Origin of the sequence: Paenibacillus sp. FSL H7-0442, from assembly GCF_038593105.1 — a bacterium.
Lineage (GTDB): Bacteria > Bacillota > Bacilli > Paenibacillales > Paenibacillaceae > Paenibacillus > Paenibacillus polymyxa_D.
Genome location: NZ_CP151963.1, coordinates 4,112,144 through 4,135,035 on the forward strand (window position 1 = coordinate 4,112,144; position 22,892 = coordinate 4,135,035).

General features: G+C 45.4%; 20 protein-coding genes. 1 reads left to right on the forward strand and 19 read right to left on the reverse strand.

Features of this window, described 5'->3' with window-relative positions; all coding sequences use genetic code 11:
* Nucleotides 1-77 precede the first annotated feature (77 nt).
* From MHH57_RS18225 to MHH57_RS18240, 4 genes are all read right to left on the reverse strand, one after another.
* Nucleotides 78-1,691: a cellulase family glycosylhydrolase gene (locus MHH57_RS18225; RefSeq protein ID WP_069012506.1), complete on the reverse strand. Its 1,614-nt coding sequence runs from the start codon at nucleotides 1,689-1,691 to the stop codon at nucleotides 78-80.
* Nucleotides 1,692-2,095: 404 nt separating this feature from the next.
* Nucleotides 2,096-2,347 carry a hypothetical protein gene (locus MHH57_RS18230; RefSeq protein WP_039273050.1) on the reverse strand — a complete coding sequence of 84 codons (252 nt, stop codon included), beginning with the start codon at nucleotides 2,345-2,347 and terminating at the stop codon, nucleotides 2,096-2,098.
* 228 nt (nucleotides 2,348-2,575) lie between these two features.
* Nucleotides 2,576-4,336: a dihydroxyacetone kinase subunit DhaK gene (gene dhaK, locus MHH57_RS18235; RefSeq protein WP_069012505.1), complete on the reverse strand. Its 1,761-nt coding sequence runs from the start codon at nucleotides 4,334-4,336 to the stop codon at nucleotides 2,576-2,578.
* A gap of 1 nt (nucleotide 4,337) precedes the next feature.
* On the reverse strand, nucleotides 4,338-5,471 hold the full coding sequence (locus MHH57_RS18240; protein ID WP_069012504.1) for a glycerol dehydrogenase: 1,134 nt from the start codon (nucleotides 5,469-5,471) through the stop codon (nucleotides 4,338-4,340).
* A 188-nt stretch (nucleotides 5,472-5,659) separates the two neighbouring features.
* Between MHH57_RS18240 and MHH57_RS18245 the strand changes: the two genes are divergently transcribed.
* Nucleotides 5,660-6,691 (forward strand): PocR ligand-binding domain-containing protein, encoded by a 1,032-nt coding sequence (locus tag MHH57_RS18245; protein WP_340956475.1) that lies wholly within the window; start codon nucleotides 5,660-5,662, stop codon nucleotides 6,689-6,691.
* Between the two features lie 170 nt (nucleotides 6,692-6,861).
* Here the strand turns inward: MHH57_RS18245 and MHH57_RS18250 are convergent, their stop codons facing one another.
* From MHH57_RS18250 to MHH57_RS18320, 15 genes are all read right to left on the reverse strand, one after another.
* Nucleotides 6,862-7,794, reverse strand: coding sequence for a DUF2167 domain-containing protein (locus tag MHH57_RS18250; RefSeq protein WP_340957590.1), 933 nt, complete (start codon nucleotides 7,792-7,794; stop codon nucleotides 6,862-6,864).
* 765 nt (nucleotides 7,795-8,559) lie between these two features.
* Nucleotides 8,560-9,180 carry a suppressor of fused domain protein gene (locus tag MHH57_RS18255; protein WP_051718019.1) on the reverse strand — a complete coding sequence of 207 codons (621 nt, stop codon included), beginning with the start codon at nucleotides 9,178-9,180 and terminating at the stop codon, nucleotides 8,560-8,562.
* A gap of 56 nt (nucleotides 9,181-9,236) precedes the next feature.
* Complete coding sequence (locus MHH57_RS18260; protein ID WP_029515665.1) at nucleotides 9,237-9,725, reverse strand: hypothetical protein; 489 nt, start codon at nucleotides 9,723-9,725, stop codon at nucleotides 9,237-9,239.
* Nucleotides 9,726-9,735: 10 nt separating this feature from the next.
* Nucleotides 9,736-12,462, reverse strand: coding sequence for a hypothetical protein (locus MHH57_RS18265; protein WP_342434374.1), 2,727 nt, complete (start codon nucleotides 12,460-12,462; stop codon nucleotides 9,736-9,738).
* Between the two features lie 20 nt (nucleotides 12,463-12,482).
* Nucleotides 12,483-12,875 (reverse strand): DUF4280 domain-containing protein, encoded by a 393-nt coding sequence (locus tag MHH57_RS18270; protein ID WP_069012500.1) that lies wholly within the window; start codon nucleotides 12,873-12,875, stop codon nucleotides 12,483-12,485.
* Between the two features lie 15 nt (nucleotides 12,876-12,890).
* On the reverse strand, nucleotides 12,891-13,415 hold the full coding sequence (locus tag MHH57_RS18275) for a hypothetical protein (RefSeq protein WP_069012499.1): 525 nt from the start codon (nucleotides 13,413-13,415) through the stop codon (nucleotides 12,891-12,893).
* Nucleotides 13,397-14,044: a hypothetical protein gene (locus MHH57_RS18280; protein ID WP_069012498.1), complete on the reverse strand. Its 648-nt coding sequence runs from the start codon at nucleotides 14,042-14,044 to the stop codon at nucleotides 13,397-13,399. Before MHH57_RS18280 ends, MHH57_RS18275 begins: the two co-directional genes overlap by 19 nt.
* Nucleotides 14,041-15,453 carry a contractile injection system protein, VgrG/Pvc8 family gene (locus MHH57_RS18285; RefSeq protein ID WP_069012497.1) on the reverse strand — a complete coding sequence of 471 codons (1,413 nt, stop codon included), beginning with the start codon at nucleotides 15,451-15,453 and terminating at the stop codon, nucleotides 14,041-14,043. The genes MHH57_RS18280 and MHH57_RS18285 overlap by 4 nt, the downstream gene beginning before the upstream one ends.
* Nucleotides 15,450-16,049 carry a hypothetical protein gene (locus MHH57_RS18290; protein WP_039272935.1) on the reverse strand — a complete coding sequence of 200 codons (600 nt, stop codon included), beginning with the start codon at nucleotides 16,047-16,049 and terminating at the stop codon, nucleotides 15,450-15,452. The genes MHH57_RS18285 and MHH57_RS18290 overlap by 4 nt, the downstream gene beginning before the upstream one ends.
* Nucleotides 16,050-16,074: 25 nt before the next feature.
* Nucleotides 16,075-16,851: a hypothetical protein gene (locus tag MHH57_RS18295; RefSeq protein WP_029515673.1), complete on the reverse strand. Its 777-nt coding sequence runs from the start codon at nucleotides 16,849-16,851 to the stop codon at nucleotides 16,075-16,077.
* Between the two features lie 108 nt (nucleotides 16,852-16,959).
* Entirely contained in the window at nucleotides 16,960-17,538 is a 579-nt protein-coding gene (locus MHH57_RS18300) for an RDD family protein (protein ID WP_029515674.1), read from the reverse strand.
* 68 nt (nucleotides 17,539-17,606) lie between these two features.
* Entirely contained in the window at nucleotides 17,607-18,119 is a 513-nt protein-coding gene (locus MHH57_RS18305) for an RDD family protein (RefSeq protein ID WP_029515675.1), read from the reverse strand.
* Nucleotides 18,120-18,181: 62 nt separating this feature from the next.
* Nucleotides 18,182-20,833 carry a molecular chaperone gene (locus MHH57_RS18310; RefSeq protein WP_342434375.1) on the reverse strand — a complete coding sequence of 884 codons (2,652 nt, stop codon included), beginning with the start codon at nucleotides 20,831-20,833 and terminating at the stop codon, nucleotides 18,182-18,184.
* 31 nt (nucleotides 20,834-20,864) lie between these two features.
* Complete coding sequence (locus tag MHH57_RS18315) at nucleotides 20,865-21,554, reverse strand: iron-dependent peroxidase (protein ID WP_134902813.1); 690 nt, start codon at nucleotides 21,552-21,554, stop codon at nucleotides 20,865-20,867.
* Complete coding sequence (locus MHH57_RS18320) at nucleotides 21,551-22,870, reverse strand: normocyte-binding protein (protein WP_165149637.1); 1,320 nt, start codon at nucleotides 22,868-22,870, stop codon at nucleotides 21,551-21,553. The genes MHH57_RS18315 and MHH57_RS18320 overlap by 4 nt, the downstream gene beginning before the upstream one ends.
* Between the last annotated feature and the right edge of the window lie 22 nt (nucleotides 22,871-22,892).

Genomic DNA, 22,892 nt, shown 5'->3' on the forward strand with positions numbered 1-22,892 from the left:
CCTTGGAAAAATTGCACCCAAAAGTCCCATTCTTTACTCATTCCGATAAAGTTAATAACGGTTAAATTCTAAGGTTCCTAAGGTTCTATACCCCAAACCAGCTTACCCTGCTGATATACAGTGCCATGGTCCCAGTCTGCAAATGCTTTTTGGGTAGCACCATAGGAGTAATCGTTGGTCTCATCAAAATTGCTCCAATTTGCAGCATGAATACGGGGTTGAATTTCTCCGCTTTCCCCACCGGGCTGAATCGTTCCGGCTCCATCTGTGAAAGAAATCTCCACATATTTATCAGCCTTGGCCTTTGGATTCGGCAATGTTACAAAAGTTGCTTTTACCTTCTCATTGCCAATCCTGGCCCAGTCTACAAAAAACTGCTGAGCTTGTTTGCTTTCATCTGTGTAATAGTAGCGAATTTTTAGATCGCTCAACTTCACAGCTGTTTTCCCTGTATTTTTGATATTAAATTCAGGACGGATTGCGTTATCCTTGGCATTTGTGTCACCGGTGCGATACTGTAGCACAATTCCTTGATCGTTACTGCCTGGTGTACTTCCTCCGTTGTCGTTATCGCCGCCGTTGTTGCCACCACCGTTATTACCGCCAGTGTTGCCATCTCCGCCGTTATCCCCACCGTTGTTTCCGCCTCCACCAATGTTGCTGGAGCCTTCCAGAATCGCCTGTTTTACGAATTTTCCAGAAGCGGACAATTGTGAATCAGGCCATCCGCCCTTACGGTCAGCACCAGACATCAGCGCAGCAGAGGTCTCATTTTTATCTGACAGCGACCAGTTAGTCCAACTGATTCCACGGCTAGCCAGAAAATCAGTCCATACTTTGGATTCATTCAGGAACGGACCACCGTTACCCGAAGCATCGCTTGTACCCCACTCGGTAGCAAATATGCCCACGCCTTTGTTCAGTGCATAATCGACCCGATCGCGCAAGAATTGTCCATGCGTACCCGCATAGAAATGTACGGTATACATTGTATTCTTGTCTGGAAGTGGATGGTCTGCTGCATCATGTACATCCTGACTCCATGTGCCTGTTCCTACAATAATAATATTGTCCGGGTCCTTAGCGCGAATAACCTGAGATACCTCAGACGCATAAGGTCGGATTTGATTGTTCCAGTTCACATTTCCATTCGGCTCATTGGCAAGTTCATAGATTACGTTAGGTAAATGGCCGTACTGAGTTGAAAATTCATTAAAGAAAGCTTTGGCTTCATTTTTATGAATGTTCGGATCGCCATCTGAAAGAATGTGCCAGTCGATAATGACGTACAAGCCCAGTTTCTGTGCTACCTCAATCGCTTCTTTCACTTTATTTTTCAAAGAAGGATTGGCGATATAACCACCTTCTTCAGTGTACAGTGCAACCCGAAATACGGAAATGCCCCAATCGTCCCGTAGCCATTTCATAGAGTCCTGATTTACCAGATCCCCAAACCATTGGACGCCGTGAGAGCTAATACCTTTGAGTTGCACAGGTTTACCGTTTTTATCCACCAATTTACCATTCTTTACTGAAAGTTGTCCGTAACGTTCCACAGGTGTCGTCCCAGCAGCCTCTGCTGTTTGCGTATTCCAGTTGAATCCGTTCGTTAACGTTAATAGTAATACTGCTGTTAGCATCACCGCTACTCTTTTTGCGATCCTTGACAGGATCCATTGCCCATTCATCATTTACACATTCCTTCCTTTTTATAAAGTAGATGAGACTTATCAGTACGTTGTTCTCTGCTCTTTTACCCCCTCCTTTATACAACAAGAGGATCAGGTCCAAACATCGATGTCACTTACCTGTATATGGATGATACTACTATTATAGTTAGTTCCATGTTACATTTCGACTTTATGATAGAAAATGAACAGGAAGTCACGGTTTTGGGATGTGTTCTACTTGGTTGGCTACTATGGAGTACTAAAGGGACAAAAGACTCATTTACTAATTGCAAAATTCGGAGAATTTTAGTTATTTTAATAAAAAAAGACCGCTTCCCGTGCCTTGGCTCGGTAGCAGTCTTATAGATGATCTTATATGTGATCGAATAATGTTACAAATATCGTCTTAACGTATGATCTCCCTATTACCCCTGAGCAGTTGCTTGAGGTTCTTTGGTCGTCTGATCTTTCTTCATATCGCCGCCATCCGTCGCTTGCTCTGTCAGTACAGTCTCAGATGAGTTACCTATTACCTTGTCAATAAGTTGTAGCCAAGGTTCTTCACTACCTCCACAGCTCTCAATATCACCGAGCAGGGACTCTAGCGTGGTTCCTTCTTCTGGCAAATCAATAACTAAACTGTCTTCGTCAACTTGGATGGTGCAGCAGGTTTTCATTGTAAATCCCTCGCTTAATTCATATTTGAGCATGCAGTAAGCTAGCTCAGATGGGATGAACTCCCATGGATTCCGGGATAAGCCCGTTGAATCCGTCTGAAATTATAAACCTAATGCACATCAATTGCAATGAACAAACCTTGAATTTTTAAGAATTAGCGAGTGGTACGGGCAGGAATGGAAATCTAAACGAAGTGTTCGTGCCAGTAATTTTGGATTTATAGAAAATCAGTTCAAACAATCAGCAAGCTCCGTAAAAATCACGCCAAGCGCATAAGCCCCCGCGTCTGGATAACCAAGGCTTCTCTCTCCTACCGTTCCGGCACGGCCCATACGCGCCACGATGTCTTCCGTCTTTTTGGCCCCTAATACAGCGGCTTGAGCACCACTTACAAAGGCTGTCTTCACGTCAAAATCTAATTTTGCGCTCTCCAACCAGCTATCTGCACATGGCACTAATGCATCTATAAGTGTTTTATCGCCAACAACGGCTCCTCTGCCGAAAGAACGTTCGCCTGTTGATTGTATGCCTTGCACCGCAGCCTGCATCATATCTGCGAATTCGGAAACGGTGAGTTCGGTTCGTTCGCCAGCAGATCGTGCCGCTGCGCGAAATGCTGAGCCCCAGATCGGACCCGAAGCGCCACCGCAGTATTCCATGATGACGAGCGAGCATGAATGAAGAAAGGCTCCCATCGTCAAAGAGTCTTGATTCAGGATGTCTCTCCATTCCCGTTTCAGCTGACGAAATCCCTTAGCAACGCTCATGCCAAAGTCGCCGTCGCCTGCATGAGCGTCAAGATCGCAGAAAGGTACCTCATTCTTGATGATAACCTCACTCATCTTATCGACTAGGTAGGTAAGATTGTTCAACGTAATTTTGTTGTTTTCAATAACTGCGAAGGCAGGGTCCGTTTCTACCTCAAAGGATACTTGCCGCTTTTCGTCTGCTACAGTTGAAATATCCGTGAATACGACATGATCAACAGGTCCAGCCACCTTGAACGCAGGCGCGTTGCTTTCATGAGAGAGGAGCGTTTTCAGTTCCTTGTCCAGCTTCATGATGGAAACCGAGATACCTGCCATATCGATACTCGTCATATAATTGTTGACAAAAGTACGATCAATCTTGACCCCCTTCGCTGCTAGTTCGCGAGTGACCGAATGGTTGAAGAGGTACAGTTCTTGCAGAGGCGTACCGCCGAAACCATTGATCAACAGGGCGATTTCTCCGCTGAATCCAGTTTCGATCTGCATGTCTCGAAGGAGATCGGTTACCATTCTGGCTGCCAGCGTATCTGCATCCGTCAGCTTCTCGCGGCTGGTCCCAGGCTCGCCGTGAATGCCAACACCGTACTCGATTTCATCATGCCCGAGCTCTAATGTTGGCGTGCCCTTCGCCGGCACGGTACACGAAGTCAATGCGAATCCGATACTGCGTACATTCGCAGCGGCTTTCTCGGCTACTGCTTTAACTTCCGCCAGACTCCGGCCCTCTTCCGCCGCTGCACCCGCGATCTTGTGGACGAGTACCGTTCCCGCCACTCCGCGCCGTCCGACTGTATATAGGCTGTCTTCTACCGCGATGTCGTCCTCAACCTTTACATAGTCCACTTCCAGACCGTCTTCAGTGGCCAGATGGGCGCCGTTTCTAAAGTTCATAATATCGCCGCTGTAATTTTTGATAATCAGCAGCGCACCTTTTTTCCCGGTCGTCGCTCGGATGGCCTGATATACTTGAATTTGTGAGGGAGAGGCGAAGACATCACCGCAGACCGCGGCATCGAGCATCCCTTGGCCAACGAAGCCGGCGTGGGCGGGTTCATGCCCGCTGCCACCGCCGCTGATGAGCGTTACTTTCTCCGCGTTCAATTCCTTTTTCTTGAGCACTTTGTATTTTGGCAGAAATTCCAACTCAGGATGCGCGAGCGCAATACCACTGCACATCTCAAGGACCAAATTTTCCGCACGGTTGATGACCTTTTTCATGCTACTTTACCTCCGCTTTGTACTGGCTCCCGATACGGTTGGCCGCAGCGATTGCCGCTGCAACCTGCTCCACTGTGACCGGAAACGGCATGGAATGAATCGATTCCTCCAAAATGCAGGCCTTTGCAGCTACTTCCATAAGTTCTTCCTGGCTGATATGATCGACGCCGATATCAGCCAAGCAGACCGGTAAACCGACGGCTAAACAGAAATCAAGTACCTGATGTAATTCTTCCGTCGGTGCGTTTTCGAGCACCAGCTGTGCGATCGTGCCGAATGCAACTTTCTCTCCATGATAATAATGATGCGTGCCTTCCAAAATCGTGAGTCCATCATGAATCGCATGGGCCGCCGCAAGTCCACCGCTCTCGAAGCCGAGGCCTGAGAGTAAAATATTAGTTTCAATGATATTTTCGAGTGCTTGCGTAACCTGGTTTTCATCACATGCCGCTTTTGCTTTGGCACCGTCTTTCAACAGCATTTCATAGCATAGCGTTGCAAGTGCAATCGCCGCATTTGTGCCTACTGCTGGCGCACACTGTCCTTCGCGTACTCCATTAGGCAGTCCGGCATTGACCCTGGAGTAAGAACGGGAGGTCGCACGGGCTTCAAAGTAAGTTGACAGTGCATCACCCATACCTGACACAAGGAATCGGGTTGGTGCATTGGCAATTACGGTGGTATCGACTAATACGACACTCGGACTTTGCTTAAAATAGGCGTAATCGTCGAAAGCACCTTCCGGAGTGTACAGAACGGCCGAGTGACTTGTCGGTGCATCCGTCGCAGCAATCGTCGGACAGATGATAAGCGCTTCCCCTTGAGCTACGCATTTCGCCGCGTCGATCGCTTTCCCGCCGCCAAGACCTACGATACAATCGCATCCGTTTGCAGTAGCAATTTCCTGAAGTCTGGATACTTCCTGTCTGGAACACTCACCCATAAAACCGCTTTCAATAAAAGTCACGTTATATTTACCCAAAGTGGAATCAAGTTTATCTTTTACCCGCGCCACGTCGGCAGGATGCGCAATCAGTAAAGCGGATTTGCCGAAGGTGCTCACATAGTAACCCAAATTCAACAATTCATTTTCACCTTGTACATATTTGCTTGGGCTGATAAAAGCTTTTCTCATCTATAATTCCTCCTTATGATTGTGTTGGCTTCGTTCTGATTAAAACTATAACCGAACCATGTAAACTTTACATTGGAGGAATCAAGGAATATATTATAATCTACAATCGTATTTTTTTGCACTAAGGATCACGAATTGTACTTTTTTGTTATCGCTTACAAGATAATTTACTATTAAGGGATGAGATCTTGATACGTGAACATTTGAGCATCCAGAAAATCTTTGATTTAAAAAAGTGGGAGCAGTTGCAGGATTCATTAGCATCCGTTACCCAATTAGCCATTCTCACCGTCGATTATAAGGGGAATCCCGTAACTAGCCACAGCCAATGCCAATCGTTCTGCAAGAAGGTTCGTCAGAATGAGAATCTTCTTCCCTACTGCCAAAAATGTGACTCTCGCGGTGGACTTGAAGCGGTACGTTCCAACAAACCTTATATTTATCTCTGTCATTATGACATCGTCGACATCGCGGTACCGATCATTATTGACGATAAGTACATTGGCGCCGTCATGGCAGGTCAGGTCCGCTTAGCCGATCCTTCGAGTGCCCTACAGCTGGAGCAAATCCTCACGTCAAAAAATGAAAAACTGTACAGTTCCAAATGGGAGGAACTTAAGAACGACTACGCCGATCTGCCCTCCATGACCTATCAGGAAATTCAGACGATCTCCAACATGTTATCCTTACTGTGTAATTATATTGTTGAAGAAGCGATGAACAAAAATCTCCTCGCAGAAATGTTCGAGAAGGCGTCGGCCACACAGTCCACTCCGCAGTTGTCCGAGATCCTTCCTGGCTACTCGCTGGAGCATATCGAAAACCTTAAGAAAGAAATGAATAATTTCTTAGCAGATGCCTATCTGAATTCCTCAGAAGATGTGGATATTCCGTGCGGAAATCCCGTACTCAAACCCGCCTTCGAATATATCTTTGAGCACAAGGGTGAAACTTTTTCTTTGAAAGCCATGGCTGACTTGTGCCACATTAGCCCAAGCTATTTTAGTCGGCTGTTTGCCAAGGAAACGGGTGAGAACTTTTCCAGCTATCTTTCCCGCTTGAAGATTAGATGGGCGAAGCAGTTGCTCGAAGCTACAGATATTCCTGTATCTCAGATCAGTAGCGAGCTCGGCTTTAATGAGCCGGGGTATTTCATCAAAATATTCAAAAAGTATGAAGGCACAACGCCCGCGGTGTACCGAAAGTATTACAAGGGATAAAACAAACGAAAAACAGATGATTCACGGGTCTAACGTCACATGATCATCTGTTCATAATTTTCTGCCCAAGCTACATGTTCGTGTGTACTTATCAGGCTGCCTGAGATTGTGTTTTGCGCTCAATCATCATCCCCTATTTATCAGCAATTTTATAGAGTGTTTTTTTATCTTTACTGTAGTGTTTCTGACTGATCCTGGGCGTTCGTTTCATTGTGCATGGATTCCGATTTTTTCTTGCGAAATAATTTGGCAAAAAACTTGCCTATCACGCCAAACACACCTGCACAAGCAGCACCAATAAGTAGGATAACCTTAATTCCCGCGCCCTTAAAAAAAGCAATGAGTAATGCCAACAAGCCTACTTTTTTAGCTACTGCCAAGCCTGCTCCTCCCAAAATCAATCCGGTCAGGCCGTATTCGGAAATTTTGTCCGTTGAAGCATTAAAATCCTCGTACCGCTCACCTGATTTGACTATCAGCTTGGGTAATATGTTCTCATTCAAAAACTTCTTATCTGCGTCCAAATGCGCAGGATCGGACACTAATATTGCAGAGATATAACCCTGACGAGTGAGCAATCGAACATTATAATTGATCAGTTTTTCCTTGTTCCCATCCTCCGCCAGCATAGACCAGGTTAGATTATGGGTCCCTTCATTATAAAAAGGCTCGACATCCCAGCCCGTAACATACAAGCGATCACTTTCCGCTTTTTCCTTGTTACTCTCTTCCGTCCCCTTTTTATAACTATCTAGAATGGCATCTGCATCGATATCTTCTTTTTCATCATCCTTAATGTGTCCAAGTTCATCGTATTCAAAAACAACTTCCCAATTTTGATTTTCATCTTTCGGAAATATACTCCCAATCTCCTTACCAGATGGCTTATCATGATTCATCTCGCTTGCCTTTGCTGTGTTAGCTGCATCCAAGAAAAGAAGAGATGAGTCCAGTTCAACCGTAGCCATTTTTCCCAGATCTACCTTTCGGCCACCCTCAATCCATTTTAATTGTTCATTGGATGAGGCCCACGCATTACCCCCACTGAGTAACACCAGACTAAGCGCCAACAGCGCTCCAAAAATCGTTTGGCCCCATTTCATTTTGTTACTACATCTGTTATCTAGTCTCTTGTTCAAAACTCATTACCCCTTTATAAATTCCAATATCTCCCGTGTACCCAACCATATTAGCCACTGCTTCATATTTTGTCAATTCACAGTAGCAAAGGGAGTTTCCGAGACTTAATACTCATTTTTATACATATGTATGCAAATATTCTAATCTAATCGAACTGAATTAATAAAATGTGAATGAACGATTAGAAATACTCATAAAGGACAAGCACAATTGCGCAATAGCACTGCTTCTCCGTTCCAGTTTCCTACTTATGAATTCCTAAACGGGGCTTATTCCTTGATACGACAACCCCATTGACTTCTAGCTTAATTTCGAACAATCCATCTAGCATAAAAAATGTCGAATTTCATCAGATTAAGGAATGCATAATTCATCTAACAAGAGACTTTAGTCTTAGTGACTTTTTGCCTGTTTTTAGACATATGTCAACTTTTTTATTTAAAAGAATGTATAGGCTTTCATAGAGTCGATTTAATTAGAAATAAGCTAATCATTGAATAGCCTTCTAAGAGTTCACTGCTTGTTTTGGAGACTAGGGACTATTCACCAATATTTTATAGTGTCACCATAGCGCACAACTGGTTATTCTCTACGAGAAAAAAACTTATTCCTCTCATGTTCGAGTGAAATAAGTTTTTTAAGATAAATTATAATTTTGGGGCCAATTAATTGTGTGAATTCTTTTTACAATCTGTTATTCTCGCTCTTTTAATTAGCTATTAATATCTTTATTTACATGCATTTAATCTATTAACTTCAACAATATCATTTACGTTGTATTCATCAAACTTTTCAAGAAGAGCACCAAAACCTTTTGATAGTTGAAATTCCATTTCTTCCTGATATATTGGACAAACAACTAAAAATTGTATTGTTTTATCTTTACTTAACATTAACGAGCTAAATCCTTCATCTTCACGAATAGGAGGTAATAATAGCATACAAGTGAAATTATTGTCATTTGCAATTGGTTCTGGAGGATCCCCATTAGGTATAGTGTCTCCATAACAAAACCATGTGTTTCTTTCATGCGGGAACTTGCCAAGTTTTCTTAGCCAACCAAATGGCCAATAATCTTTAAAATCTTTAATATCCTCTTTAGCCACAGGCCATGATGCCGGAAGATACATGATAAGTTCTGTATATTCCCAATCTTTATTATCTTCTGAAACTTGTGCAGGTAGTAAGCTCATTCCTGACGTTATAATAGTATGAAAGTCTCTTTGGTCGTTTGCTCGAAAAATGATTAAGTTTATATTTAGACTTTCTGAAACGGTCTCTATATTTATTAAATCTGGCTCACCAATGTATTTCTTATAATGTTCTAATAATTGATTATTTATATCCAATATTATCACTTCCTCTTATAAGCAATCTCTTTGTATTGAAGTCCTCCCATAGGCTGTTAGAATACCAATAGGCTTCCTTGAGGCCACTTCCCTTTCCAACCACAAGGTATATGTCCTGAATTATATATTTCCAACAATTCTGTATGAAAGCCTGGTTTTACATACGTGCTATAGGCATATTCCATCATTGCAGTAAGCAAATCCCACTCAACGCTCTCATATATACAATTGTTTAATTTATTTCTTTCTATAAAAGTAGAAATATTTTTAAGGACTCCATCCTTAAGTAATAATTTAGCCTCCATAGTAATATTATTCCACTGTCTGTATTCTTCTCGCCAATTCTCATGTAGAGTCGAAGTTAGTTGATTTCTTATTTGGAGTCTAACATTATCCCAAGTAGAATTAACTTTTTTTTCAACATCAACCCAGTTACGTACTTGCGTAACATTAACATTGAGTGTAGCATTAATAGCATCCCCACAGTTACTGAAAAAGTCAATTTTAGATATTGTATTATCGTAAAAATCCTTTACTTCGTTCATTTTCTTCCCCTCAGTTTAGTTTTATTTTTTGAAATAAATATTTATATATAGAATTTATTTGTCCTGGTATTTTTGGTATTGGATCATCATCTTGTAAACCATATTTTAACCGTTGGCTTCTAGCTTTCTCCACTACATCTAAGGTTTGTTTTTCGGTTAATCCGGCCTTTCTCAACGATTTATATAATGCTACGTTATATTCAGCATTTGTAGGAATTAAACCTTTTTTATCCCCTTTTCTATATCTATTAAAAAATTCTTCCATAGTTTTATGTGCCATAAAATGTGGTGAACCAACATCCTTAAATGCATTGCCCTCTAATTCGATAGTATATCCTTCATCTGACGGGATTACCTGTTTGCCATTCCCATCTTTTTTAAATGCAGCATCTTGATTAAGGTGATGCTTTTGCTTCCCAGATTTATCATATTTCCACTCACCATACTTCTTAACAGTTACTTTTTCTTTACTTCCTACTGTTCCCTCAACCTTTTTCGCCGCGTTCTCTTCCATTTCCTTCATGACCTTGTTGTAATTCTTCTGCACATCCGTCTGTGGAAGTGGTCCGCTGTCCATCTTATTAACGTGCGGAACTGGCGCTCCGTTGGCTGTGGCCAACTTCCCGGGGCTGAGGCCGTCTGCCATTTTACTCAGCTGCTCATTGAACTTCTGGCCCAGTTTACTGCCGGCCTGCTCCAGCTTGGTTACAGCTTTGCCAAAGCCTGCCCCGACTGCATCTACACCTTTGCTAATCCATTGCGGTGTAACTTTGCTGCCTACTTTTTCAGCGAATCCGCCAATGGCCTTGCCTACTTTGGAATCCAGTACGCCTACGGTGACAAAACCCAATCCCGCGTCCTTTGCTACTGAGCCCCAGTTGATCTTTTCACCACTCAGCACCTGACTCGCTAGATTTTCCGCAGCATTTGTGACACCGCCGATCGCTGCTTTCCTCAGTAAGGTTCCCCCTACACCGAGAGGGCCAAAGATTGCTCCAGATACCGCCCCGATTCCCGCTTCCTTCAAGCCGGTCAGGGCATAGTCGCTGAAGTCGCTCACTTCCCCTCGGGCGATATCTGATGCGGCCAAGCTTGCTACACCCAAGCCACCCGCCAGCAGCGCTCCTCCGGCTACCGCTGCAATGACCACCGTACCCGCTCCAAGCGTCGCTACCGTAATGGCTGCTACCACGGCTACGGCTGCCACAACTGCCAAACCGCCCAAAATATTCATCCCCAGCTTGCCCCAGTTAAACGGTTCAGGGGGTGGCGGCGGTGGAGGTGGCTCGCCTTCCTTCGGTTCATCATCAAACGGCGGGTATGCAGTTCGGTCGCTACCGTCCGCCCAGACGTTTCCTCCCAACACGTGGTATTCGTTTTCTACCGAAAGCCCCGTGCTTCCTCCCGTTTGATACGCCATGACCTGGCTGGTTCCATCAATAATGATTTTCTTCGGCGTATTCAGAATGATTTCTTGCTCTGCTTCTAACGATAACTTCTTGGGACTAGTTAATTCAATCCCAGTAGCATCGTCCAGACTCATCTGCAATGTCCCACCCGGATCACCCATGATATGGATGCGACCCGGTGCCATTTTCAGCTCACTTCCATGCTCCGTTCCAAAATATCGATCATTAGGATTACTCGTTTTCGCGCAACCGTCTCCATTTGTACGAACCGCACCCAAAATCATTGCTCTGGAACCAGACGCATCTGGAAAGTACAGGCTTGCCTGTGTTCCCACCTTCGGCATACTGTACATCGCACTTCCCGTTGGGGGAGCGAACGGATACCAATGCGGCTCGGATACCCCATCATCCTTATCAATCGCCAGCCGCAGCTTCACTTCCTCTCCCCGTACCGCAATGACCTCTCCTTCCAGAGAAATTCCGATTGTTTTGGGATTGGGGATGAAATCACTGCGAATGCCCTCTGCGCGGGCCAACACATAACTGAATAGCAAATGCCCCTTTTCCATGCGGCTTCGCAATTCAGTTACAATCATTATTTTCTGGCGAAATTGCACCTCGTCTCCAAGAGCATACCGTTCTCCGCTTTCAATCTCGTATTTGAAAAAGTCGGTATCATGTAGCCCGGCTGACTTTCCGCCTGCCCGCTGATAGCCCTTTAAATCCTTACTTGCCGTATATGGCGTATCCTTCCGAATTGTTCGCTGGGTGCCAGCAGGCATGCCGAAATACAGCTTCGGCGATGCGGACTCCCATATGTCGCTGACCACCACTGTATGTAAACGGCTCGCCATCCGTTTCATAAACTCCCAGTCGGTTTCATCATACTGTAAAATGGCTTCGCCTACCGACTGCTCTCCAGTCTGGTACAAGACATCACTTCGCTCATAGCCTTGAGCAAGCTTATTCACTAACTGTTTATATGTGTGTTTCTCCTCAGGAAAAGACCGCTTTCTTTTGACAATATCCAGCTCAAATGAGCCACTGATTCCTTCCAGTGTAAGTGTATACACTCCATTATGGTTCTCAACTTCTACCGTATGGACGACACCCTTAAACAAGCTGATTTCCTCTTGTCCATTCTGCGCATACACATGTAGCTGATCCTCTGAGGTCGCATCCAGCGCAGCCGTGGCATGACTCGACTCCTTACAAATGCCTGTGAGTGTAATACGCCCATGCTCACCCGGCTTCCACTCGATCTGAACATCCTTTAAGACCTGAATGGGGTAGGGGGAATCTATTCGAATCTGATCATATCCTATCATGTTTCAAACCTCCCTTCCAGCTACTCCTCCTGCTGGCCATTCGTATGAAATTCGATAAATCCATGATATAAACAACTCTGAAATGAAGAGGTCGTCAAGGCTGGCTGGCCTTCCACCTTTGTCGGTTCTTTTGTGTTTTTCCACTTATCCGTCAGCATTGGTAGGCATGGCTTCCCTGAGATTGTGGATCCATCTTCGGCGATCAGATATATAGTCTCGGCACTCGGCTGTTCTGGACTGGTACAAATTCCAAAATGAGGGACATTCTCAGGAGAATAATCTCCTTCATTCATCATGGGTTTACCGTTAACATAAGCCCCGTGGCTGTTCGGCAAATTGATCTTTCGAGGATGGGTCCCGCAAGTGCAACGCATACAAGCCCCCCGTACGACATAATACTCATTGTCTGACATGTGCCCTTTCCCTCCCTATTTCACCTGAATTTGCTCCAAAGCGATCCCGGTATAATCACGCCGCAGTATACTTTCTGCAATGTCCAAACGGACGATGATCATCGGGATAGCACTCTCCTGGATTGTAAATATCTTGTGGCCCCGAATAGCATCTGCACGTAATACCAGCTTTCTAAGCACACTTTGATCTAAATTCCATTCGCTTTCTGGATGTACTGCTGCAAGCCGCTCCACAAAAGGAATATAGTAATTCTTCTGTATCCTCTGTTCGATCTGAGTAAGTATCGTTAATTTCATAGGCATCTCCGGCACATAGGCCTGGACAAGGCGTTTTAAAGCATCTGAAATGAGTGGGATGGGACTTTCTAGATAATCAATAAAAATACTTTCTGCATCTGCCTTCACGTGAAACATCAATGGCTTGACAATATCCTCCGGCTGCAAATCATACAGCTTCCACGGATCAATCGTTTCCATCACCTTTTGTAGCGCAGGAACATGGGTATACCGCACATCCTGTTTTAAGAGGAAATAATCCATAAAGATTCCTCCTTTCGTGTCTCAGCTCCCTCACTACGCGTAAAACGGCACAATATTTCGCTATCATCTCGATACTCTCCAGCAAATATCGTGCATACATTTGCTTTTGGCATCCTTTCTAACGAAGGGGAAGCTATAAAAACTGGCATCTGGCTTTTCAAGAACTCTACAGTGAGCAGATGGTATTTGACCGCCTCAATTTGTTGAATTTGTTCAATATCCATCGTCGAGATCTTACGGGCATAATCTGATTTAAGCTTTTCCAGCTTAGTCATACGATTGAACAGAGGCTCGAAAACAAAGTCTGCCGACCATTCCACAGCGCATTCAGTCTCATCCAGAAACCAATTTTCATCATAGGCATCTAGACGATAAACCGCTTTATTTTTCGCAACACGAGTTCTGAGCAAGGAGATATAAATATATCGAATATCCCCCTTACGACCTTGCTCGTGCTGAAGGGTAGCGAGCTGGCATAGCGACTCTAGAGCTGCTATAAGCTCGTCTTCAATGGCTTGCTGGCGCGTCAGAAAGTTGTTTTCAATAAGAGCCAAATCATGTATCCATTCCGTAAATACGTGCTTTTCCAGCAAATCCTGCAACGCAGCATCCCGATCCATGAGCTTCATTCAATGTTCACCTTACCCCCGGTTAATCTCACATCGTCCATGATGTCGAGTTTGGCTCCGGATTGAATAAAACTTACGCCTTCTTTCCCCTCCATAATAATTTTCGCTCCCCCTGTAATTTGGATATCTTCCTGAGCAGACAGGGTTATTTTTTTGTTACTATTAATTTCGATCCCGCCTTCATCCGTGAGACGCATGAGCATTTGCCCACTGTTGATAATTTCTACTGCACCAGGCTTGAAAACGACTTGTTTGCCGTATTTGGTGCTGATACTTTTAACCGCAGGATCACTTCTTTTAACAGGATCAGAGGAGGCAAGATCGACAGAACTGGCGGCAAAAGCATGCTGCTCCCGTTCATCCGGAAAGTACAGACGGATTTGATCCCCTGCTTCCGGCATAACATACCAGCCGCTGCCATCAGGAGAAGAATAAACCGTAGAATAGGGAAACCACATAGCCCCGGATGCACTCGAGCCTTGATCAATTTCCAGCTTGATTTTTACTTTCTCTTTGGAAATATCAATCACCTTGCCAAACAGAGAGGCTCCTGACAGATCATAGGCATAGACAGTTGGGCATTTTAACCCATGTTCATCACGTAAAATGTAACGATTCACGATCAGATTTCCTTCTGTGGTCGTTTCCGCCTTGGCTATGTAAAGCGTTCTTTTGTGAAAAATGACGGAACTACCGAGTTCTAGCACTTTGTTGCTGGTCACTTCATAGCTCAAGCTGTTAGACTCGCCATATTCCGGCAGTCCGTTACGGGACATGAGCTTGTGCTCCTTCAAGTCTTTTTTTATGGAATAGTTATGTTCGTTCAGCGATTGAGGGGCACTAGAATGGGGGACACCAATCACATATTTCAGTCCTTGTTGCATCGTAATTGGAATTAAAGCAGCATGTAGCCGAGAAGCAATTCTTTTGACAAAGGCCCAGTCCGTTTCATTATATTGCACTAATAATTCACCGATAGCTGCGCTATGAGAAGCCTCATCAATCACTTCTGCATCAGTATATGAACTTGTAACATGCGAAAACAGTTTGTTATACGACTCTCCTGTTTTTTGGAATGAACGACGTTTAGGGCGAATGTCCATCATTAAGGTTTCACTGCTAGCCTCAATCGTAAGCTCGCGTACTCCGTTTACAGCTTTTACAGCAATATTCGTGACGATTCCCTGAAAAAACCGGATCTCCTTGCCTTCACTTTTTAAGAAGACTTCGATGTGCTCATCTTCATCTGCTTTTTCTACGTATTGATCCAGCTTGTCCTCCGAAACAATTCCACGTATGCAGAAGCTCACATGTTCGTTTAACTGTTTAATGAGATGGATACTTAATACACGCTGAAACTGATAAGGGGCCACTTGTACATCTGCCGTGGTGTAAATGGGGTTACTCATTCATATCCCTCCTTTTCTGCCTCGTCAACCGTTTGAATGGTGCGTATCATCTGTAGGGCGACATCCCGCCATTCAGCATACTGCTTATACGGACAACAAAATGTTCCCATGACCGTCTTTCCTTCCAGCTCAAAGTAGAACATATTGTGGTAGATGGGCTGGTCCAGCGCAGGACTTTTAAAGTCAAAATAGCCAATCTGCTTACCATGTACCTCTTCTATTTTTTCTTCATAAAATACATGGGCAGGATTCATATTTTTCATCATTGCCTTCATGCCAGAAGTGAGCTGTTCCACCCATTCATCTTGTAGCGTCTGGTCCACCCGATTCAGGGTAACATCCACACTGCCCAAATCATTCGTCAAAATCATTTCTGGACGTTGCTCATGAGGATATTTAATCTTTTGCAAATGCTTGGGCATTGGACTAAAGATAGAGGGGACATGCATTTTCAGCCGATCCTTAAAGAAAGACCGCTCTTCAAACACATAGGATTGACCGTCAATGATTATGGGTCCTGCTAAAATATTGTTAGGCCTCTTCAGCTTCTCCATCTCACGGAGCTGATCCAAAATCTTTTCATCCTCATATTTCATAATGCACACTCCTCTACCTGATTTTCTAATCCACAATCATCCGTCCGGCTCCGCCGCCCTGCCAACGGCCTGCTGTTCGTTTTCCACGTCCGGCGCCTTCCAGAATAAGAACTAGCTGTCTATGCAACTGAGCATGAGAATAATCTCTGTATTCCGCACCATTTCGGTTTGCGATGTAATGCTGAATGGACTCCCTGTCTACGGCTTCTGAGTTCAGGCATATGAGGGCAAACATACAATCCATCGGATCGGATGCACCACTTTTAAGCAGCTCGGATGCGAAGTAGCGCATCGTCTCCGGGCGCAATGTACTCTGCTTCAAACCCGCAAAAGGAGCATGGATATCACTCCATGTATTGAATTCCGTTGCCATGTCGGCAAAATCCTGATAATCCGAGCGAAGCACGGCTCCCTCTTTGAGCTTGAATCGGCCCAGCTCCATCTCATCCAGACCGATTTCTGCCTCATCCTCCAGCACGATATCTGCATGATGGGCTGTGAAATCCGGGCGATCTGTTTGTTCCAAAAAGAGCAGCTTCAACACCGACAGCCGCCCTGTGGCCGCATACGGCACTTCCTGCTCCTGCTCCAGCAGATACAATCTACCCTTGTGCTTCACGATGCCTCTACCAATGGTCAGCGTGTACTCCCCGACAGTTACGTTCATTCCTGTAATGATGCCATCCGAATAATCCTGATACCGGATATCGAGAAAGCTGCGGGGGTAGTCCCGCAGGTTCTCTAGCATCTCGGTTTTGAGAATACGGCCTTTCTCGAACTTCGGCACGATATGGGTTAACATGTGGTTTCCTCCTCTCCGTGCCGATTTCGGCACAAGTGTCGCCCGGCACCTCAGTAATGACATTGCGTTAGCAACGTTATGCGCCAGCCGGGTCGCTCTGCGACGTCATTACTGCTCTTCTTTATTCAAGGGAACGGACAACCGATTCACACCGGGTGCAGGAGCCGGGACAGGCATCTCTGTCAGCGATGGATTTTGCTTAATATACTCAGAGTAGTCCAGCCAATTTTTGTTCACCACATAGGTACGAGCGATTTTGTCATGCAGCGCCTGCTTTTTTTCAGTGAAAGCTGCCATGATATAGCCTACAAATATAGTGACTAAGCTAATGATTTTACCCCAGTAGCGGGCGTTGGCCCGTCCGAAAGATATTTTTTCATTATTTTCATCCGCAACGACAATCCCCGCAGCCAGCTTGCCGACCGTTCCTCTGCATTTTGATGATTCCATGATGGTGTGGTAAAGCCAATCCAATAAAAGAGGGCCAAAAATAATAATAGCTCCCAAAATTCTCACCGACACATCGTCTAAGTGTGAAACAAACTCCGAAAAATTCGGCATTTTTACGAACGCAGAGACAAACCCTATCGTCACAAACGGCAACGTATCAATCAAACGAATAGTCACAAATAAAATAGTATAATCTAGCAAATGGGCTAAAAATCTTTTCCAAAAACCAGCGTACATCCTGCTGCTCCTCCTGTTTAAAGCCTGCTGTTCATCAGAATCTTTGAATCTGTGTGCCAACCTAAATGTTACATTCCAGCTCCGCGCCCAGCCTGCTCACGAAGGATATAATTCAGCTCGCGTTTGTCCACAACGTAGGTACGGGCAATCAGATCGTGGAGAGCCTGTTTTCTCGCCGTAAAGGCTGCCATAATAAAGCCGGCGAACAAAATGATGACTGATAGAAGCTTACTCCAGTAGCGGGCACTAGCACGTCCAAAGCTGAGCTTGTGATTAAACTCATCTACTACAACGATGCCGAGAGCCAGCTTGCCCACCGTGGCTTTGCATTTGGATGATTCCATAAGCGCATAATATAGCCATATAGCTCCCCAATTCAGCAAGGTCTGTCCTATTACTTTCATGGTAACAATAGAAGACGATCCGTCTGAGAGCAAAGAGCTTTCTGCCGGAGACGGTACCCAATCCCCTAAGGTCCGAATTACCATCCAGATCAATCCAAATATTAAAAATACAAACCATAGAATAAGGCCATCGATGATATAAGCCAAAGTTCGTTTCCAAAAACCTGCATACAGCACGTTATCCCCTCCAAGTGTTGTGTACTTTTCTAATTTCAGCATTTTGCAAAACCCTTAATTTACTATTTCGTGCCGTCAAAGAAATCCAGCTCGGAGAGATCATTCTCGAAGGCAAAAAAGCGTTTGGGTCCCAGATGCAGCAATTCATCTCGGCGAGTAATCGGCACTACATAAAAGCCCCAGCGGCTATCTCCGACAAAAACAAAATATTTCGTTTCCCCATTACGGATGGAGTCCGTATCATCCTGCGGGATATCCCGCCCGTACAGCACTGCAATTTCCTCATACGGCATGGGTTCAAAAGCTTCTGGCCGACTACGATACACATGGCGCTGACGCAGCTTGCCGCCGTCGGCCGTCAGGAAGAACTCCACCTCAGCCGCATGAGACGGCCGGGAAATAGAACCGCGTACCCGATTGCTTTCCAAACTCGCAATCAGCTCCTTCTCGCGTCCCGTATGCGTCCATGCGCTGACCGTGTACGGAATAGCCGGAATATGATTGGTAATGACAGGCTCAATCGTGCCCATTTTTTTAGCGTTCAGGTAACGGATAGCCCCGCGCAGACAGGCCATTTTCAACTCAGGTACCCGGCTGAGGTCCTCTGCCTTTTGACGAAACTCAATACTGCGCCCCGGTACAAATTCCTTGAGTGCTTCGCGAAATACGTCAATCCGGCAGGATTGCCCGGTTAGCTTGATAATCGAATAATCCTGCAAGCGTCCCTCCAGATAAAACTCATCCAGAAACTTGCGCACAATATTGTAGATGTCCGCCTTAAGAAGCTGCTGTATTTCCCGAATGTTAAACACCACATCAGGCAAACCATATTCATCACGAAACCGTCCGTTCTCGATGACTGAAACCAGCCAACGGTCCATCACTGCAATGTTCAGGTCGCTTTCAGCAGATAATACCTGCTCGGATTCGAAGCGGCTGCGCAAGATCCCCGTACGTAGAAAAAATTCCTTTTTCATATTTTCTGCCGCGCTCCACAATAGATGAAAATTACTCAGTACCCGCTGATATTCATCCCGTGTAGCATGCTCATACTGTTTGAACGCGGTAGGCAAGATGGCCTCTGCCTCTCGGTAGCGCTCCTCCAGTCCCGCATATACAGCATCTACACCAAACTCATCCACATGACGGTACAAATCTCCCGAAGGAATGCCGATCAGGGCATCAATATCGGTGTCAGGCAAACGCGTCTCGGCAGCATAATAACCTGCAAATACAATTTTCATAAACTGCATAATCCGATACGTCAGATTATTGCCGCCAAAGTTGGTATCCCCGTTTTCATATGTTGTGTGAATATCCAGCTTGTAAGCAATACGTCCGTCCTCAATTCGGAATCGGCAGGAAGACAAATCTGTCGTGCCTCCACCACAATCAATGACAAGTGCCTGATATTCTTCACCATCCGCAAAAGTCCCTCGTTCCATCTGGTCTGCCAGCGTGTTGTACAACACAGCCAACCCTTCGTCCAGCGCATCCTCCGCTTCAATCCGGTAATCAGGCAAAATATCGCTAAACATCTCTATAAACTGGGGCTGTAGCTTGACCGGAGCAGAAAAGTGCAGGTTGCGGAACCGACACTTAAATTGCTGCTCGGCTGTAGCAATCACATAACGGATAAAAGCAGCTAAAATATCATTGCGGGAAGCAGTTGCTGTATTCCCCTCGGAATCCATTAATTCCTCGATTCGCTTATAATCGTTGACCCACCGCTTGATCCCCCGCAATACTGTTGCACGGCTGCCTGCCACGTCAGATCCACGTAGTGCATCCTCCCCAAATACATAAAGGATATGTTCCGGATTGGAGCAGTCTGCGACGCGAATAGCAGTCGGCAATACTTCGATCCAGTCACCCTCTGCCCCTTGTGGGCCGGGGAATGACACATAGTTGATGGCGTTCAACCTTACCGTGCTGCTCATACCTGTATCAGGAGCCGTAACGTAGGAACTATCTAAATAAGCACCTGCTGTGGTGTTCGAGGTGCCAAAATCAATCGCAAGCACCGCATCTGTTGTTTCCGTGCCCCGAATGATCAGCTCTGCCACAGGAACCCGGTGGCCTTGAAGCTTCAGCGGCAGCATGGGCTTATCTCCATAGTAGAGGTTATAAAAATATTCTGATTCCTGTCTTCGCAGAAACAGCAGGCTATAACTATGATTGGACGTCTCTCGCAGTTCAGCATCACGATGACGAGAAAGATAATATACGCCTGTTCGTGCCTCATCCTTCACCAAATTCAAAACACCGCACAGTTCTCCTGTTGCATTCACCAGCAGCACATTAGATGAGCTCAGCCAAGGCAAATCGGATTCAATCCGGTAGTTGTCCATGCGACCTGTGCGTACACCCTGATACAGCGTGATTTTGGCGGGAACCCGGATACCGCTGCTCTCCTGCCGACGGTCGTTCCAGTTTCGCTGTAGTGCCGATTCCATGCGTTCAAAGCCGCCAGGATTCGGCCTTGTGATGAGTAAATGCTCTTCCGCGCTCCGAAATCGCAAAATCACGCGAATCAACTCTTCACGTGCTAGGCGATTGGCAAAGCCCTCGACCAGTCGTTCCTTATCGCATATTCCGCGTAACTGAAAGGTCGTCATTTGCTCCAATTCCGCCCGCGTGTATTTCGCCGTGAAGCGTATGCTTTTTCGATCGGTGAGCGGGTCTAGCAACCTGTATGTATAGGGTCCGTTCATCGTTCACATGTCCTTTCTTAGCCATTTAGCCTTAATAGAGGGCGATAGCGTCTATTTTCATCGTAGGATCTTCCTCCAAAATGCCGAAATGACTTGTCCAATACAATTCCGTCGTAAAACGTGCCGGAAGAAACAAATCCAGAATCAAATCCACTTTAATCCGTGACAATGGCGTCTCCTCTTGGCCGATATAGATGAGTAGTTCGTCTTTTTCCTCACAATTGGTGTAGATGATTGAGCGATGAAAGACGCGCCGCATCGTTTCTTTTAGCAGATGTACGGCTTCTCCTGTTTCATACAGGCGCAGCAATCCTTCAGCAATCGCGTCCTGATCCTCACGGTTTAATTGTCCAAAGCCTTCCTTTACCTTCGGGCCAAAAATGCCCTCTGCAATATCACGCTGAACAAACCGGATATGGTACTCCCGCCGATTCATCCCTTGATACAAGTCCATTTCCGCCAGAAAATGCATCATAATATCAAATAGCGATTCTCTCAGCTCCAGATACTCTTCAGCATCCGGTGGAAACAGATCCCGAAAAATAGAATAAAAGCGGTAGTACGGATTGATTTCCACTACCTGCTCCAAATGGGAAGTATTCAACTCTGCCAGACTAAGCTCCATATACGGAGAGTAACTGACAGCGGGTACGAAGCGGAATTTATCTACATCCAGCCCCTGTTCCCTCGCGCGCATGAGCAAATCCCAGACGTAATTCACACCCATTCTCCTTCACACTTGTACTCCGGAAAATACATCTGCACTTCCGATACCAGAAAGCTCATTAAATCGGATAAAATATAAGCGGGCGCGGTGGGCAAAACATCGTCAGAACCACGTCTGAACCCCAAACGCATGATCTGCTTGCCTTCCTCTGTCCGTACGTTATCGCTGACAAACGGATTTAACGGATACGTCTGGGTTTTGGTTAAAAGGTTGCTTACATCATTTCTCCCTGCACCTCCCCAGATGTCTACACGTTCCAGCTCAAGCCCCTGCGCTGCTTCAAACGAGTTTACGATGCGCATGATTTCCGCTTTGGCACGGACAATCACGGCCTGTTTTCCTGCATAGCGGCCCAAAAAGCTGTCCTGTCGCCGATTGGACAATAACGGATAAGTCTGACGACTAAGTCTCGTTGTAACAGGCTTCGTAACCTTCAACACATTCCATTCGCCAGACTTATCACGTGGTGTGACAATCGTCAGTTCCTCTTCTGTACGCTTGATATACCGGATATCGCCTTCAGTCCCGTCAATCAAGTAACCATGCTCAGGACCTGTTTTTCGCAAAGGCAGCACATGCTCATAATTCACACGATCCATAGCGGGTATAGGAAAGCCGCTGTTCTTTAGAGATAGCCTTTCAATGTTCCAAAGCGGAAAAACGTCACCCTTCTTAAAACCGTCGAATTCCTCCAATGAAATTGTAATTTCATGAATTTCTTCATGGGCGGCCGGCTCGCCGTTTCCACCAATCAATACACAGTCCACAAACTTATAAGCGTACGGGTGATTAATTGTTTTCCACGGCATGCCATTTTGCATAAACGTGTGATATAACTGCTCAATCTCTAAAATATAAGAACGGTTATGCTCCAGACGAAAACGAATCGGATAATTGCCGGTTTCCGTGACCAACATTCCTGAGAAAATTCGCTTGCTGCGCACCAGTGCTGAGATTCGTTCGGTCTCCATCTCAAGGAAAAGCGTAAACAGCGGCATCGATCCGCCTTCGCGTACCACCTCTGCCACATGGCTGATGTCAATCTGCTTTTCCTCCGTATCCGACGGTAACACAGGGTATAAAAATTCATGAATCGGGTCATAGTCCTCACGCGATGTCAATGACACGTACACATCAATCTTTTCTTCCGTATTCTCAATTTCCTCAAATACCCGCCGTTCTAGCTGGCGGGTCATTTCTTCCTGATATTCGACAAGGTTCATAAATACCCCCGCCATCATATTTTTCAGTAAACGTCTCTGCTCCAAATCGTCCATCTTGCTCAAACGGTCCTGTACCAGCTCTTTCACGACGTCTCACTCCTTTCGGCTC